At 62.5% G+C, this 15,694-nt stretch carries 10 protein-coding genes; 4 read left to right on the top strand and 6 right to left on the bottom strand.

Annotation, left to right across the window (positions count from 1 at the left end; translation table 11 throughout):
• Positions 1 to 187: 187 nt before the first annotated feature.
• The 4 genes from clpB to AAEQ75_RS03605 all read right to left on the bottom strand — a co-directional run bounded on the left by clpB (position 188) and on the right by AAEQ75_RS03605 (position 4,903).
• Positions 188 to 2,752 (bottom strand): ATP-dependent chaperone ClpB, encoded by a 2,565-nt coding sequence (clpB, locus tag AAEQ75_RS03590; RefSeq protein ID WP_343350902.1) that lies wholly within the window; start codon positions 2,750 to 2,752, stop codon positions 188 to 190.
• A 129-nt stretch (positions 2,753 to 2,881) separates the two neighbouring features.
• Positions 2,882 to 3,619, bottom strand: coding sequence for a nitroreductase family protein (locus AAEQ75_RS03595; RefSeq protein WP_343350903.1), 738 nt, complete (start codon positions 3,617 to 3,619; stop codon positions 2,882 to 2,884).
• 134 nt (positions 3,620 to 3,753) lie between these two features.
• Positions 3,754 to 4,239: a glutathione peroxidase gene (locus tag AAEQ75_RS03600; RefSeq protein WP_143507579.1), complete on the bottom strand. Its 486-nt coding sequence runs from the start codon at positions 4,237 to 4,239 to the stop codon at positions 3,754 to 3,756.
• Between the two features lie 178 nt (positions 4,240 to 4,417).
• Positions 4,418 to 4,903 carry an FKBP-type peptidyl-prolyl cis-trans isomerase gene (locus AAEQ75_RS03605; RefSeq protein ID WP_343350904.1) on the bottom strand — a complete coding sequence of 162 codons (486 nt, stop codon included), beginning with the start codon at positions 4,901 to 4,903 and terminating at the stop codon, positions 4,418 to 4,420.
• 11 nt (positions 4,904 to 4,914) lie between these two features.
• On the opposite strand from AAEQ75_RS03605, the gene AAEQ75_RS03610 reads away from it, so the two are divergent.
• The 4 genes from AAEQ75_RS03610 to AAEQ75_RS03625 all read left to right on the top strand — a co-directional run bounded on the left by AAEQ75_RS03610 (position 4,915) and on the right by AAEQ75_RS03625 (position 9,619).
• Complete coding sequence (locus AAEQ75_RS03610) at positions 4,915 to 5,199, top strand: DUF3565 domain-containing protein (protein WP_125835154.1); 285 nt, start codon at positions 4,915 to 4,917, stop codon at positions 5,197 to 5,199.
• Positions 5,200 to 6,384 carry an acetate kinase gene (locus AAEQ75_RS03615; protein ID WP_343350905.1) on the top strand — a complete coding sequence of 395 codons (1,185 nt, stop codon included), beginning with the start codon at positions 5,200 to 5,202 and terminating at the stop codon, positions 6,382 to 6,384.
• A 9-nt stretch (positions 6,385 to 6,393) separates the two neighbouring features.
• A complete protein-coding gene (gene pta / locus AAEQ75_RS03620) occupies positions 6,394 to 8,487 on the top strand; it encodes a phosphate acetyltransferase (RefSeq protein WP_106735365.1) in 2,094 nt (697 codons plus the stop codon).
• Positions 8,488 to 8,722: 235 nt separating this feature from the next.
• The gene (locus AAEQ75_RS03625) at positions 8,723 to 9,619 is read left to right on the top strand and encodes an acyltransferase (RefSeq protein WP_343350906.1); all 897 of its coding nucleotides are present in this window, start codon (positions 8,723 to 8,725) and stop codon (positions 9,617 to 9,619) included.
• Between the two features lie 70 nt (positions 9,620 to 9,689).
• Here AAEQ75_RS03625 and AAEQ75_RS03630 read toward each other — a convergent pair whose 3' ends face one another.
• Positions 9,690 to 11,834 carry a putative bifunctional diguanylate cyclase/phosphodiesterase gene (locus AAEQ75_RS03630; protein ID WP_343352330.1) on the bottom strand — a complete coding sequence of 715 codons (2,145 nt, stop codon included), beginning with the start codon at positions 11,832 to 11,834 and terminating at the stop codon, positions 9,690 to 9,692.
• A gap of 45 nt (positions 11,835 to 11,879) precedes the next feature.
• A complete protein-coding gene (locus tag AAEQ75_RS03635; protein WP_343350907.1) occupies positions 11,880 to 15,596 on the bottom strand; it encodes a response regulator in 3,717 nt (1,238 codons plus the stop codon).
• Positions 15,597 to 15,694: the final 98 nt, after the last annotated feature.

Here is a 15,694-nt window from a genome sequence, read left to right on the forward strand (position 1 = left end):
CTGGCCATGCCAGGCCTGGCAGCACAACGACCGGCGTACTGCTTCGCGACGACTGCATGGATGCAGGAGGTAGAGCGACGCAGGAAGCCAAAGCCAAGTACGCCCTACGGGTTCTCCCCTTTTCCCTACGGCTACAAACGCAAAGGCCCGCCGATTTGGCGGGCCTATGTTTTAACGCGACACTCGATCAGGCGAATACGATCTCTTCGCCATCGACCTTGGCATGCACTACCGCCCCCGGGGCGAAATCGCCAGAGAGTATCTGCTGCGCCAGCGGGTTCTCGATCCAGCGCTGGATCGCACGCTTGAGCGGACGTGCGCCATACACCGGGTCGTAACCAACGGCGATCAGCTTGTCGAGCGCCTCTGGCGTCAGCTCCAGGCTCAGCTCACGCTCAGCCAGACGGCCACGCAGACGCTGCAACTGGATCTCGGCGATGCCGGCGATCTGCTCACGGCCCAGCGGCTCGAATACCACCACTTCGTCGATACGGTTGATGAACTCGGGACGGAAGTGGCTGCTCACCGCATCCATCACCGCCGCGCGCTGCGCTTCCTTGTCGCCGACCAACTCCTGAATATGCGCCGAGCCGAGGTTGGAGGTCATCACGATCACGGTGTTCTTGAAGTCCACGGTGCGGCCATGGCTGTCGGTCAGGCGACCGTCTTCCAGTACCTGCAGCAGCACGTTGAACACGTCCGGGTGCGCCTTCTCGACTTCGTCCATCAGCACCACCGAATAGGGTTTGCGGCGCACGGCCTCGGTCAGATAACCACCCTCTTCATAGCCGACATAACCGGGCGGTGCACCAATCAGGCGGGCAACGCTGTGCTTCTCCATGAACTCGGACATATCGATGCGCACCAGCGCCTCTTCGGTGTCGAAGAGGAACTCGGCCAGCGCCTTGCACAGCTCGGTCTTGCCCACCCCGGTCGGGCCGAGGAAGAGGAACGAACCACTCGGACGGTTCGGGTCAGCCAGCCCAGCGCGCGAACGGCGCACTGCGTTGGAAACAGCGACCACCGCCTCGTTCTGGCCAATCACCCGCTGGTGCAGCAGGCCTTCCATCTTCAGCAGTTTCTCGCGCTCGCCTTCAAGCATCTTGCTCACCGGGATGCCAGTCCACTTGGACACCACCTCGGCGATTTCCTCGTCAGTAACCTTGTTGCGCAGCAGCTGGTTCTCGCTCTTGCCGTGCGCATCGACCATCTGCAGGCTGCGCTCCAGATCCGGAATGATGCCGTACTGCAGTTCGGCCATGCGGTTGAGATCGCCCTTGCGCCGTGCGGCTTCCAGCTCGGTCTTGGCCTGCTCGATGCGTTGCTGGATCTGCGCTGAGCCTTGCACTTCGGCTTTCTCCGACTTCCAGATTTCCTCCAGGTCGGCGTATTCCTTCTCCAGCTTGACGATATCCTCTTCCAGTTTTACCAGTCGTTTCTTGGTCGCCTCGTCGTCTTCCTTCTTCAGCGCCTCGCGCTCGATTTTCAGTTGGATCAGACGACGATCCAGACGATCGAGCTCCTCGGGCTTGGAATCGATCTCCATGCGGATGCGGCTGGCCGCCTCGTCGATCAGGTCGATGGCCTTGTCCGGCAACTGGCGGTCGGTGATGTAGCGATGGCTGAGCTTGGCCGCAGCGATGATCGCGCCATCGGTGATGGTCACACCGTGGTGCACCTCGTAACGCTCTTTCAGCCCACGCAGAATGGCGATGGTGTCTTCCTCGCTCGGCTCATCCACCAGTACCTTCTGGAAGCGGCGCTCCAGCGCGGCGTCCTTCTCGATGAACTGGCGGTACTCGTCCAGTGTGGTCGCGCCGACGCAGTGCAGCTCCCCACGAGCCAGGGCCGGCTTGAGCATGTTGCCGGCGTCCATGGCGCCCTCGGCCTTGCCGGCGCCGACCATGGTGTGCAGCTCGTCGATGAACAGGATGATGCGCCCTTCCTGCTTACCCAGTTCGTTGAGCACCGCCTTCAGACGCTCTTCGAACTCACCGCGGAACTTGGCGCCGGCGATCAGCGAGCCCATGTCCAGCGACAGCAGGCGCTTGTCCTTCAGGCCATCCGGCACTTCGCCATTGATGATGCGCTGGGCCAGGCCTTCGGCGATGGCGGTCTTGCCCACACCGGGCTCGCCGATCAGTACCGGGTTGTTCTTGGTCCGGCGCTGCAGGACCTGGATGGTGCGGCGGATCTCGTCGTCACGGCCAATCACCGGATCGAGCTTGCCTTCTTCGGCGCGCTTGGTCAGGTCGACGGTGTACTTGTCCAGCGCCTGCCGCGATTCCTCGACATTGGGGTCGTTGACAGCCTGGCCGCCGCGCAGGTTGGCGATGGCATTTTCCAGGGCCTTCTTCGATACACCCTGGCCGAGCAGCAGCTTGCCCAGCTTACTGCTCTCGTCCATGGCGGCGAGCAGCACCAGCTCGCTGGAAATGAACTGGTCGCCCTTCTGCTGTGCCAGGCGGTCGGCCTGGTTGAGCAGACGTGCCAGGTCCTGCGACAGGTTGATGTCGCCTGTGGGGTTCTGCAGCTTGCCAAGTTGATCCAGTTCACGGGTCAGGCCCTGACGCAGGCTGTTGATGTCGAAGCCGACCTGCATCAGCAGCGGCTTGATCGAACCGCCCTGTTGCTCGAGCAGCGCCTGCATCAAGTGCAGCGGCTCGATGGCGGCATGATCCATGCCCACCGCCAGGGATTGGGCATCGGAGAGTGCAAGTTGCAGCTTGCTGGTCAAACGATCGATACGCATAAATGTCCTTCCTCCAGAATGGCGAGCCGGGACAACTTCCCCGAAAAAAGAAACTCGCTCAGATGCAGACTAGATAAGGACGATTACGCCGTATTCAAGACAAGGCGATTTGATCCAAGTCAAACCTGGTTACCGCCAGGTGACGTGCTGTTCCAGCGGAAAGCGCAGGCGCGGGTTGTACACACCCTTCTCGCCCTGACGCCCAACGGCCAGCAGCATGATGGGGATGGCCTGGCGCGGGATATCCAGCACACGACGCAAACGCGGCTCGTCGAAGCCCTCCATCGGACAGGTGGCATAGCCGTGACTCTGGAAAGCGAGCATCAGATTTTCTGCCGCCAGCGCCGTCGACTTCACCGCCCACAGGCGCATATCGGCCTTGCTGTTGGGCTTGCGCATCAGCGGCTTGCGTAACCCCATCAGCCGCACCAGTTGGCGCTTGAACAGGCCGAGTAGGCCCAGCGGCCCCTGGTTGTACTGAAACGGCGCGGTCTTGCTGTAGAAGCGGCGGATACGCGCCGGCACCTCGGCCTCCGGCCAGTAATCGATGACGTTGCGGCAGGCCTGACGCCAGGTGTCCGGGCGCGCCAGCACGGCAATAATCAAGGGCGCACGCGCAGCGTTCTGGCTCATGCAGACCGGGTGCAGCTGCGCCAGCAGCGCCGGGTCGCGAATCACCTGGAAGCTCCAGGGCTGCAGGTTGCAGGAGCTAGGCGCCAGCACGGCCAGTTCCAGGCAATCGCGGATCACCGCATCCGGCAGCAGCTCAGGGGTGAAACGGCGCACTGCACGGCGACTTTCGATCAGTGCACGCAGCTCGCCTGGTGAGGCCATGGCAGGCGGTTGCTCGTGGGGAAAGCTGGTCATGGGCGTACTCCTCGGCAGGTCGGCCGATTAAGCAAGCGGATGACGATGAGAACAAGGGGGCAAGGGGAAATGGCCGGGAATTTGGCCGATTAGCCTCACCTGCGCCCAGAATAGCGAGCGCAGGCGTTGCTACTTCAGAGGCCCAGGGCTTTTTCGATGACCTGGATCAAGGCCGGATCGTCCGGCGTGGTACGCGGAGAGAAACGCGCCAGCACACGACCGTCCTGGCCGACCAGAAATTTCTCGAAGTTCCAGGTGATATCACCGGGAAACTCGGCTCCCTCACCGGCCAGCAGGCGATAGAGCGGGTGACGAGCAGGGCCGTTGACCTCCAGTTTGCTGCCCAGCGGAAAGCTCACGCCGTAGTTGAGGCTGCAGAACGAACGGATCTCGTCCTCGCTGCCAGGCTCCTGGCCGGCGAACTGGTTGCACGGCACACCAAGCACGGTGAAACCATTGCCCTTGTACTGTTGATAGAGTTTTTCCAGCCCGGCGTATTGAGGGGTCAGGCCGCACTTGGAGGCTACGTTGACCACTAGCACTACCTGGCCCTTGTAGGGCGCCAACGGCAGTTCCTGACCGTCCAACGCACGCAGATTGAGATCGTGAAAAGCACTCATGACGAACTTCCTCAGCGAATTCAGTGCAACGGGCGCACGGCCCGGTAAATCCTGGAAGCGGCTGCAAGCGCACAGACCGCCATGCATGAAAAAGGCGCCCTGAGGCGCCTTTATCGCAAGCTTGAGCTTAGCAGCGGTTGCTCCACTCGGAACGACCGCAAGTCGCCTGACAGGCAACTTAGTGGTGGTGACCACCTTCGCCATGGATGTGACCGTGGGCCACTTCCTCTTCGCTGGCGTCACGCACGGCCACGACCTTGACCTTGAAGTTCAGGCGCTGGCCGGCCAGCGGGTGGTTGCCGTCGACAGTCACGTCGTCGCCGTCGATATCGCGGATGGTAACAATCTGAATGCTGCCGTCCGGGCCCGAAGCGTGGAACTGCATGCCCACTTCCAGGGTGTCGACGCCTTCGAACATGGCGCGGCTCAGGGTCGCGACCAGCTCGGCGCTGTACTCACCGTAGGCTTCTTCCGGCTCGACGGAAACGTCCAGCTCATCGCCAACCTGCTTGCCAACCAGAGCCTTCTCGAGACCGGCGATGATATTGCCGGCACCATGCAGATAGACCAGCGGCGCGCCGCCAGTGGAGCTGTCGATCACCTCACCGGCATCGTTGGTCAGGGTATAGTCGATGGAGACGGCCTTGTTGGCGGCGATCAGCATGGGGAGACCTTTTGCGAAAGATAAATGAACGAGCAAGTTTAACCAACGCCAGCCTGGATTGCGACCCAAGCCCGGACAAACGGGCCGTACGGATCGTTGATTTTCGTCAGGACGAGCACGGTGACTGGGTGGCAGTCTTATCCTGTGGCCATACTCAGCATGTACGCCACCGTCCACCCTGGCAGAATCGGCCCTGGGTACTCGATCCCGAGCAGCGCCAAGTCAGGCAGGGAAGCCTCTTCCCCTGTGGCTGGTGCGCCATGGATCGGTCGCACGATGAATCCAAGGAAGCTTAAATGTCTGCACGCAACATTCTGGTGATCAACTGCGGCAGCTCGTCGATCAAGTTCGCCTTGGTCAACGAAGCGCAGGAAACCTTCATGCTCAGCGGCCTGGCCGAGCGTCTTGGCAGTCCCGAAGCGGTGCTGCACTGGCAACAAGGCGAACAAAAGGACAGCCTGGTTCTGCCGGGCGCCGACCACCGGCTCGCCCTGTCTCATCTTTTACCTGTGGTACAGCAGGCCGCAGCCGGCGAGCTGCATGGTATCGGCCACCGTGTGGTACACGGCGGCGAGCACTTCCCCGGCGCCTCTCGCCTGGACGCTGCCAGCCTGCAGGCCATCCGCCAGGTCGCGCCGCTGGCTCCGCTGCACAATCCGGCCAACCTGCAAGGCATCGAAGCGGCGATGAAGCTGTTTCCCAACCTGGTGCAGGTGGCGGTGTTCGACACCGCCTTCCACCAGAGCCTGCCCGAGCACGCCTATCGCTATGCCGTACCGCAGGCGCTCTACGCTGAGCATGGCGTACGCCGCTATGGCTTCCACGGCACCAGCCACCGTTACGTCAGCCGCAAGGCGGCGCAGATGAGCGGCCTGGCATTCGACGCCAGCAGTTGGCTGGTGGCCCATCTGGGCAATGGCAGCTCCACCTGCGCCGTGGAGAATGGGCACAGCCGCGACACCAGCATGGGGCTGACGCCGCTGGAGGGCCTGGTAATGGGCACTCGCAGTGGCGATGTCGACCCCAACCTGCACGGGCACCTGGCACGTACCCTGGGCTGGAGCCTGGAGCGGATCGACAGCATGCTCAACAAGGACAGCGGCCTGCTCGGTCTATCCGGCCTGTCCAACGACATGCGCACGCTGGAGCAGGCCCGCGAACAGGGGCACGTCGGCGCGACCCTGGCCATCGAGGTGTTCTGCTACCGCCTGGCCAAATCGCTGGCCTCGATGAGCTGCGCGCTGCGCCGTCTCGACGGCCTGATCTTCACCGGCGGTATCGGCGAGAACTCCGCGCTGATCCGCAGCAAGACCCTGGACCATCTCGGCCTGCTCGGGCTGCGGCTGGACGCCCAGGCCAACGCACGCTGCGTGCGCGGCGTCGCCGGCGCCATTCACGCGGATGGTCATCCGCGCGTGCTGGTGGTACCGACCAACGAAGAGCGGCAGATCGCCCTCGACACTCTTGCCCTGCTCGACTGAGGCTATTTCATGCATACCTTCTTCATCGCCCCCACCGGTTTCGGTGTCGGCCTTACCTCCATCAGCCTCGGCCTGGTCGGTGCGCTAGAGCGCAGCGGCCTCAAGGTTGGCTTCTTCAAGCCCATCGCCCAACCGCATGCTGGCGACCTCGGCCCTGAGCGCTCCAGTGAGCTGATCGCCCGCACCCATGGCCTGAATTCGCCCAAACCACTGCCGCTCAGCCATGTCGAACGCATGCTCGGCGACGGCCAGCTGGACGAACTACTGGAAGAGATCATCAGCCTCTACCAGCAGGCGGCAGTCGACAAGGACGTGGTCATCGTCGAAGGCATGGTGCCAACGCGCCACGCCAGCTACGCCGCTCGGGTCAACCTGCACCTGGCCAAGAGCCTGGATGCCGACGTGATTCTGGTCAGCGCCCCGGAAGACGAGAACCTCACCGAGCTGTCCGATCGCATCGAGATCCAGGCCCAGCAGTTCGGCGGGCCCAAGGACCCCAAGGTGCTGGGTGTGATCCTCAACAAGGTGCGCAGCGACAACGGCATCGCAGCCTTCACCGAACGTCTGCAGGAGCTTTCTCCCCTGCTCAAGACCGAGAGTTTCCGCCTGCTCGGCTGTATTCCCTGGCAGGACGAACTGAACGCGCCGCGCACCAAGGACATCGCCGAGTTGCTCGGCGCACGCATCCTCAACGCTGGCGACTATGAGCAGCGACGCATGCTGAAGATCGTGCTCTGCGCACGTGCTGTCGCCAACAGCGTGCAACTGCTCAAGCCCGGCACCCTGGTGGTGACGCCGGGTGATCGCGACGACATCATCCTCTCCGCCAGCCTGGCTGCGATGAATGGCGTACCGCTGGCGGGCCTGTTGCTGTGCAGTGATTTCGCCCCCGACCCACGCATCATGGAGCTGTGCCAAGGCGCCCTGGCCAGCGGCCTGCCGGTGATGACGGTGAGCACCGGTTCCTACGACACCGCCACCAATCTCAACCGCCTGAACAAGGAAATTCCTCTGGATGACCGCGAGCGCGCGGAGAAGGTCTCCAACTTCATCGCAGGGCATATCGACCACGACTGGTTGAGCGCCCGCTGCGGCACCCCGCGCGAGCTGCGCCTGTCGCCCCCGGCCTTCCGCTACCAGCTGGTGCAACGAGCCAAGGCTGCAGCCAAGCGCATCGTCCTGCCCGAAGGCAGCGAACCCCGTACCGTGCAGGCCGCTGCCATCTGCCAGGCTCGCGGCATCGCCCGCTGCGTACTGCTGGCCAAGCCGGAAGACGTGCACGCCGTGGCCCGCGCGCAAGGTATCGAGCTGCCGGAAGGCCTGGAAATTCTCGACCCGGACCTGATACGCGGTCGCTACATCGAGCCGATGGTCGAGCTGCGCAAGGGCAAGGGCCTCAATGCGCCAATGGCAGAAGCGCAGCTGGAAGACACCGTGGTACTCGGCACCATGATGCTGGCCCTGGACGAGGTCGACGGTCTGGTCTCCGGCGCCATCCACACCACCGCCAACACCATTCGCCCGGCCCTGCAGCTGATCAAGACCGCACCAGGTTACAACCTGGTGTCCTCGGTGTTCTTCATGCTGCTGCCGGACCAGGTGCTGGTCTATGGCGACTGCGCGGTGAACCCGGACCCGAACGCCGAGCAACTGGCGGAGATCGCTCTGCAGAGCGCCAACTCGGCGCAGGCTTTTGGCATCCCGCCGCGCGTTGCCATGCTCAGCTACTCCACCGGTGATTCCGGCAGCGGCGAAGAAGTGGAGAAAGTGCGCGTCGCCACCCGCCTGGCCCGTGAGAAACGCCCGGACCTGCTGCTCGACGGCCCGCTGCAGTACGACGCGGCAGCCATCGAGAGCGTCGGCCGGCAGAAAGCGCCGAACAGCCCGGTGGCCGGCCGCGCCACGGTGTTCGTGTTCCCCGACCTGAACACCGGCAATACCACCTACAAGGCCGTGCAGCGCAGCGCCGACTGCATCAGCGTCGGCCCGATGCTGCAGGGCCTGCGCAAGCCGGTGAACGACCTGTCGCGCGGTGCGCTGGTCGACGACATCGTCTACACCATCGCGCTGACGGCCATTCAGGCGGCGGATCTACCAAGCTAGAGAGGCAACAGGATGCGCCGTGCGCACCGGCCGAAAAAGCCGGTGCGCACCGAGCGAACAAAACCTGATGGACATCACTGGCACTTGCAGGTCAGTGCACAACCGTTACCCTTGGCGCCGAACCAGCTCGCTGCACGGAACGCCGCAGCTCTTTCGACTGATACGGGGCGCAGCGAAAGCCCCTTTCTCAGGCTGCCCGCAGGGCGTGCAGCCTGCTTACGGAGGCGTTTGCCCGATGCTGCACTTTCTTCCCGCGCCGCTGCGTGGCCTGATCGCGAGCCTGCTGTTGGCTCTCAACACCCTGTTCTGGTGCTGGCCGCTGTTCTTCGTCGCTCTGCTCAAACTGCTGCTGCCATTCGCGCCGATCCAACGCGCACTGCGCTTCGTCATGCACGGGATCGCCGAGAGCTGGATCGGCGTCAACAAATTCTGGATGCGCCTGGTTGGCCATATCGAATGGAATGTCCAGGGCCTGGAGCGCTTCGATACTCGTCACTCCTACCTGGTCACCAGCAACCACCAGAGCTGGGCGGATATCCTGGTGCTGCAGTACCTGCTCAACCGACATATGCCGCTGCTGAAGTTCTTCCTCAAACAGGAGCTGATCTGGGTGCCGGTGATCGGCCTATGCTGGTGGGCGCTGGAGTTTCCCTTCATGAAGCGCTTCAGCAAGGAATACCTGGCCAAGTATCCGGAGAAGCGCGGCCAGGACCTGGCCACCACCCGCAAAGCCTGCGCGCGTTACAAGACCAACCCCGTGGCGGTGTTCAACTTCCTCGAGGGCACCCGCCTGACCCCGGCCAAGCATGCGCAGCAGCAGTCGCCTTTCAAGCACCTGCTCAAACCCAAGGCTGGCGGCATCGCCTTCGTGCTTGATGCCATGGGTGAACAGCTGCACGCCATCGTCAACGTCACCATCCACTATCCGCATGGCGTCCCAGGCTTCTGGGACTTGCTCTGTGGGCGCCTGGATGCCGTGCAGGTGACTTTCAGGCAGGTCGATATTCCGCGCGAGTTCATCGGCCGTAACTACGATCAGGATGACGACTACCGCCGGGCCTTCCAGCAATGGGTCAATCGTCTATGGGAAGAGAAGGACGCGGAGCTCGCCAACCTGCACAGTTCGGCGTAATCCAGACCTTCGGGGGCACCGTGCGTACCGCCCCGATTCCGCACCCCACGGGTATGCGTCGCTGTACCGATCAGGGGGACGACAGGGGCAACTTGCTCCAATCCAGCAGCGCCGGCACCTGCATCGCGCTGCTGGGCGGCACGCCTGGCGCCACCAGGAAACCCTGCATGATGCTGCAGTGGTGTTGCGTCAACCACTCACGCTGCGCCTGGGTTTCGACGCCTTCGGCGATGACCTCCAGACCTAGGTGATGGCCGAGATCGATGATGGTACTGACCACCGCCGCATCACGGGGTGAGTCGAGCATGTTGGAAATGAAGAGACGGTCGATCTTCAGCGTATCGAGTTCGAAGTGACGCAGGTACGCCAATGATGAATAGCCGGTGCCGAAATCATCGATGGCAATCTTCACCCCCAGCTCGCGCAGATGACGTAACTGCGCCTGCGTCAGCTCCAGATCCTGCATCAGCGCGCTCTCGGTAACTTCCACCTCCAGTTGGCTGGGCTTCAGACCGTGAGCGTCGAGTACACGCTGTAGATCGGTCACCAGTTGCGGCATGCCGAACTGCACCGGGCTGACGTTGAGGCTGAGCACCATGTCCTCACCGAACTGTTGCTTGAACACGGCCAACTGCCTGGCGCCCTCACGGAAGATCCATTCGCCGAGACGGTTGATCAGGCGGGTTTCTTCGAGCAGCGGAATGAACACGTTCGGCGCCACGGTACCGGCGACGCGATGCTGCCAGCGTAGCAAGGCTTCAAAGCCGCGCAGACGTCCGCTATCCAGATGGAACTGCGGCTGATAAACCAGTACGAAGTCATCGTTCTCGATGGCGTGACGCAGGCTTTCTTCGAGCATCAGCCGCGAACGCGCACGCCCGTTCATCTCCGGTGAGAAGAAGCGGTATTGCTGGCGACCGGCGCGTTTGGCTTCATACATCGCCATGTCGGCGGAACGCAGCAGGCCCTCCACGCTCTGCCCGCATTCAGGAAAGCAGGCGATGCCAACGCTGGCGCCGAGGGTGAAGTCCACACCATCGAGGGTGTGTCGCACCGAGACCAGCTCGATCAACTTCTCCGCGACCTTGGCGGCGTCCTCGGGGTGGCCGAGGTTGTCCAGCAGCGCGGTGAATTCGTCACCACCGATGCGCGCCAGGCTGTCATAGGGACGCAAGCAGGCCTTGAGCTGCTCACCGACACGGCGCAGCAACTGATCGCCGACATCATGGCCGAGCGAGTCATTGATGCGCTTGAAACCGTCCAGGTCCAGGTACAACACCGCGACGCGCTGACCGCTGCGCTCGATACGCGCCAACACCGACTCCAGTGCCTGATGAAAGCCGCGACGATTGAGCAGGCCGGTCAGCGCGTCAGTGACCGCCTGTGACTCCAGTTGCGCGTGCAGATTACGCACCACCGACATATCCAGCGCGATCAGCACCATCGCACGTTGCGGCCGCGGCAGTGGTGAGCAGGACAGCGCCACAGGCAGGCAACCACCCTTGAGCGTGCGCAACATCGCTTCGTGCACGCGATAGGTCGCCTCGCGCTTGAAGTGCAGGTAGAACTCGGACTGCTGCCAGCCGCCTTCGCTGGCTGGATTCTTGAGAAACGACAGCAGATCGACGCCCTCAAGATCACCTACCTCGCCATCGAGCATCTGCGCCATCGCGGGGTTGGCGAACTGAATGCGACCATCCTCGCCGACCACCAGAATACCCTCGGCGGCATTGGCCAGCACCGAGGCGTTGAATGCCCTGGCGCGCTCAAGCTGCTGGGAAAGAGTCTGCAATTCACAGCGATTATGCTCGTGCTCCAGCAGGCTCTGAATCTTGTGGCGCAACACACTGGGGTCGAAGGGCTTGAGCATGAAGTCCACGGCACCGGTGCTATAACCACGCAATACGGCATCGTGGGTCTGGGCGATGGCGGATACGAAGATGATTGGCGTCAATCGCGTACGCGGGTTGCCACGCATCAGGCGGGCGACTTCGAAGCCATCCATACCCGGCATCTGCACGTCGAGCAGCACCAGCCCGACATCTTCTTCGAGCAGACAGCGCAGGGCCTCTTCACCAGAGCTGGCGCAACGCAGCAGCCACTCGCCATCCTCGAGCAGCGCCTGCATGGCCTCGAGGTTCTCCATACGGTCATCCACCACCAGCAGAACCTGCTTGGCGGGTACAGCGGCGTTCTTACTCTGCGCCCGGGCCATCATCACTCCACTGTCCATCTGGCCTTGCACCACTTACTCCTGCCATCAGGTTAGCCCATCGCCAGGCGAAGGTATGGTCGGCATACCCAGCCAGCGCTCCAGCAATGCCAGCAGCTCATCGCGTTTGATCGGCTTGGCCATGTAGTCATCCGCGCCTGCGGTGATGCTCTTCTCGCGGTCACCCTTCATGGCATGAGCGGTAAGCGCGATGATCGGGATGACGCATCCATGCTCCTGCTTGAGTAGGCGCGTGGCGGTATAGCCGTCCATGTTGGGCATGGCCATATCCATGAGGATCAAGTCGAACGGCTCACGCTGGTAAGTGGCAATGGCCTCGATGCCGTCCTTGGCGGAACTGACGCGCAGCCCCACTTCATCCAGCAACGCCGTCAGCGCATAGACGTTACGCACATCGTCATCCACCAGCAGGATAAGTTTTCCCTGCAACGGATTGAGCCGTGCCTGGGCCGGTTGCGGCGCACGCACATCACCGAGGAAGCCCTGTACCGCCTGGCATAGCGCATCGGTGTCATCACCATGCTTGCGCACCACCACGGCGCTGTAGCGGCGCAGGCGCTGCAGGGTCTGTTGCGTGACGTCCACACCGGTATTGATCACCACGCGCGTGCCCTGCAACGGGCGCACCTGGTTGAGGCTGTCCAGCAGAGCGAAACCATCCTGATCCGGCAGGTCGAGATCGATCACCAGCGCGCAGAACTGCCCCTGCGCATAAGCCTCGCGCGCCTGCTCGCCATCGGCGCAGGCGACGACGTGGAAGCCCAGCTCCGTCAGTTGCTCGCGGTAGTGCTCGCGCTCTACCTCGACATCCTCCACCAACAGCAATGCCTGCTCGTGTTGTTCACCGTGCTGCAACTCGATGAACACCTGCTCCAGTTCATCACGGCCGATGGGTTTGACCAGATAGCGAGTGCCATCATCGTTCCAACCCACCGGTTGCGGTACACAGGAAATGATGTGCACCGGCGTATGCCGATGGTTCGGCTGGGCGCGCAGACGACGGAACAGCTGCCAGCCACTCAGATCAGGCAGCAGGATGTCGAGGATCACCGCGTTGAACGACTCCTGCTGCAACAGCCCCAATGCCTGCAGACCAGTACGGCAATGCACGCTGGAAAACCCATGGGAGTGAGCCTCCTCGGCAATCACCGCAGCAAAATTGGCATCGTCCTCGACGATCAGCAGCGGCGGGCCGTCACCTGCGCGCTGCGGCCCCTCCACCGGGGCCTCGACGCTAAGCGGTCCAGCCTGCACCGGCAACCTGACGGTGAAGGTAGACCCCTGCCCCGGCGCACTTTGCAGGCTGATATCGCCATCCAGAGCCAGCACCAGCTGACGGGTGATGGCCAGCCCCAGCCCAGTGCCGCCGAAACGCCGACTGGTGGAGCCGTCGATCTGTTGAAAGGCTTGGAACACCTGTTCATGTTGCGCAGGGTCGATACCGATACCGGTGTCACGCACGCTGAAACTCAGCAACTCGCCCTCATCATCTTGGCGCCCCTGGCTACCGACAGTCAGGGTGACCTCGCCCTGGTCGGTGAACTTCAGCGCGTTGGACAGCAGATTGCGCAGTATCTGATGCAGGCGCACGCGGTCGGTGTGAATGACGCGTGGTACCCCGGCCTCCAGCTGGGTGTGCAGACGCAAGCCCTTGAGCTCGGCCATCGGCCGCAGGCTGGCATCGAGTTCCACCAGCACGTCCTGCATGTTGATCGGCTCGAGCTTTAGCTGCATGCGCCCCGACTCAACCTTGGCCAGGTCGAGTACATCGTTGATCAGTTGCAGCAGATCACTGCCAGCGCGGTGCACGATATCAGCATGTTTGCTCTGCTTCTCGGCCAGATTTCCCGCCAGGTTCTGCCGCAGCTGGTCACTGAGAATGAGGATACTGTTGAGCGGCGTGCGCAGCTCATGGGACATGTTGGCGAGAAACTCGGACTTGTAGCGGTTGGCCAACAGCAGTTGTTCGGCCTGCTCACGCAGTTTCTGCTCGGCAGCCTTGCGCTCGCTGATGTCGATGATCACCGCCTGCACCAGGTTCTCGTCGCCACTGCGAATGGGTGACAAACCAACCTCCAGAGGAATCATGCGACCCTCACGATGCTGACCGAACAGTTCACGATTGCTGCCCATGCGGCGCTGCTCGGGCATCGCCTGATAGCCCCGCCGCATTGCTAAATGGCTGCCACGCTGCGCGTCGGGCAGCAACATTTCCACCGGTTCGCCGAGCAGCACCTGACGCTCGTAGCCGAACAGCAGCTCGGTCTGCCGATTGACCATGGCAATGCGTCCCAGGCCATCGACCAGCACGATGGCATTGGGCGAGGCCTCGACCACCAACCGGAAGCGCTCCTCGGCCACCTTGCGCGCACGCAGGTCCACCAGGTTGATCAGGTAGCTACTGCCTTCGTGCAGCGGATTGAGGCTGATGCTGACCGGAAGCGACTCGCCGCGCAGCGTCCGCACCATGCGCTCGTCACTCTCGGCCAACTGTGCCTGCAAGTCTTTCGGTGAATCGATATTGGGCAGGACGCGCAACACGGTCTCACCCGGTAAGGCATTGAGCGGGCAATCGAACAGCTCGGCGGCGCTGCGATTGGCCATTTCGATGCGCCCCCTGTCATCACAGAGCAGAGTCGCCACCGGCAGCCGTTCGACCAACAGACGAAAGCGCTCTTCGCGCTCGCGCAGGGCCACGGCAGCCCGCTCACTGATCTGCAGTTTGCGCTCGCGCTGATGGAGAAAACCGCCGACCAGAATGGACAGAAGCAGTGTCGCCGCCAAACCAGCCCAGAGTCCGAGCGTACCGGTACGATCGACCAGACCGCGCTCGTACTCGGGTGTGCCGATGACCTCCAAGTCCCAGGTACGGCCGTACAGCGGCAACTCCATGTTCTTCTGAAAACGCGGCTTCCAGCCGTTAGCATGGGGTTCGCCGCCCCGCAACTGAGCATCCGATGCCTGCAGATCCCTCAGCAGAATGTCGAAACGCCGTGCCTGACCACCCAGGATGCCCTCGATCAAATCGTGGCTACGAAACGCGCCATGCACTGTTCCCAGCAGCGCAGCGCGACGCTGCTCAACCGTATTGAGTGGCACGCCAGGACGAAAGACCGGAAGAAACAGCAGCACACCCTGCTGCACGTTGACATCGATTTCCTGGCGTAACACCACCGGCCCACTCAGGCTGGCATCACCGCTCTCAAGGCTGCGCTCGATGGCCTGAAGGCGGATCGCCTCGCTGAGCATGTCGAAACCAAGTACGCGCCGGTTACGCCAATCCAGAGGACTGACGTAATCGATGGGCAAGTAGTACTCGCGCTCCCCCTCGGGAAACACCTGATAGTCGAGGCGCTCATCCGCTTTCAGCTCGGCTCGAAAATCGTCCAACTGCGAGTGGCTCAGGTAGCGCGACCAGGCGACGGCCTGTATTCCCGGATAACGATCCTGCAATTGCAGCTGATCCAGTGCCCGCTCCCACTCAATGGGAGAAACCCGGTCACTCCCGTTCATCAGCCCCGAAACGCCACGCAGGACCATTTCATAAGCCTGCATGCGCGCCATCACTCGCTGACCAATATCCTGCGCCTCAAGCGCAAAGCGATGCTGACTATCTTCCCGCTCACGTTCCTGCAGGGTATTCCACTGCCAATAAATCAACCCACCCAGCCCGATAAACAGGCCAAGTGCAGCCAGCAGCGGTGTCCAGGGCCTTGGCGGCCGCTCGACAGCTCTGTCGTCCATTCGCGCTCCTTCGGTCATCCAGAACCAACGCGCACGGGGCATCCGCGCGCGGACATCACAGAACCACAGCAAGCATTCTAGTCAGGTTTTGAATGAGT

It is taken from the genome of Pseudomonas sediminis, assembly GCF_039555755.1.
Lineage (GTDB): Bacteria > Pseudomonadota > Gammaproteobacteria > Pseudomonadales > Pseudomonadaceae > Aquipseudomonas > Aquipseudomonas mendocina_D.

Bases quoted from the DNA above. Each gene is read 5' to 3' on its own strand.
- clpB (WP_343350902.1), bottom strand. From the start codon at position 2,752: ATGCGTATCGATCGTTTGACCAGCAAGCTGCAACTTGCACTCTCCGAT.
- AAEQ75_RS03595 (WP_343350903.1), bottom strand. From the start codon at position 3,619: ATGACCAGCTTTCCCCACGAGCAACCGCCTGCCATGGCCTCACCAGGC.
- AAEQ75_RS03600 (WP_143507579.1), bottom strand. From the start codon at position 4,239: ATGAGTGCTTTTCACGATCTCAATCTGCGTGCGTTGGACGGTCAGGAA.
- AAEQ75_RS03605 (WP_343350904.1), bottom strand. From the start codon at position 4,903: ATGCTGATCGCCGCCAACAAGGCCGTCTCCATCGACTATACCCTGACC.
- AAEQ75_RS03615 (WP_343350905.1), top strand. From the start codon at position 5,200: ATGTCTGCACGCAACATTCTGGTGATCAACTGCGGCAGCTCGTCGATC.
- pta (WP_106735365.1), top strand. From the start codon at position 6,394: ATGCATACCTTCTTCATCGCCCCCACCGGTTTCGGTGTCGGCCTTACC.
- AAEQ75_RS03625 (WP_343350906.1), top strand. From the start codon at position 8,723: ATGCTGCACTTTCTTCCCGCGCCGCTGCGTGGCCTGATCGCGAGCCTG.
- AAEQ75_RS03630 (WP_343352330.1), bottom strand. From the start codon at position 11,834: ATGGCCCGGGCGCAGAGTAAGAACGCCGCTGTACCCGCCAAGCAGGTT.
- AAEQ75_RS03635 (WP_343350907.1), bottom strand. From the start codon at position 15,596: ATGGACGACAGAGCTGTCGAGCGGCCGCCAAGGCCCTGGACACCGCTG.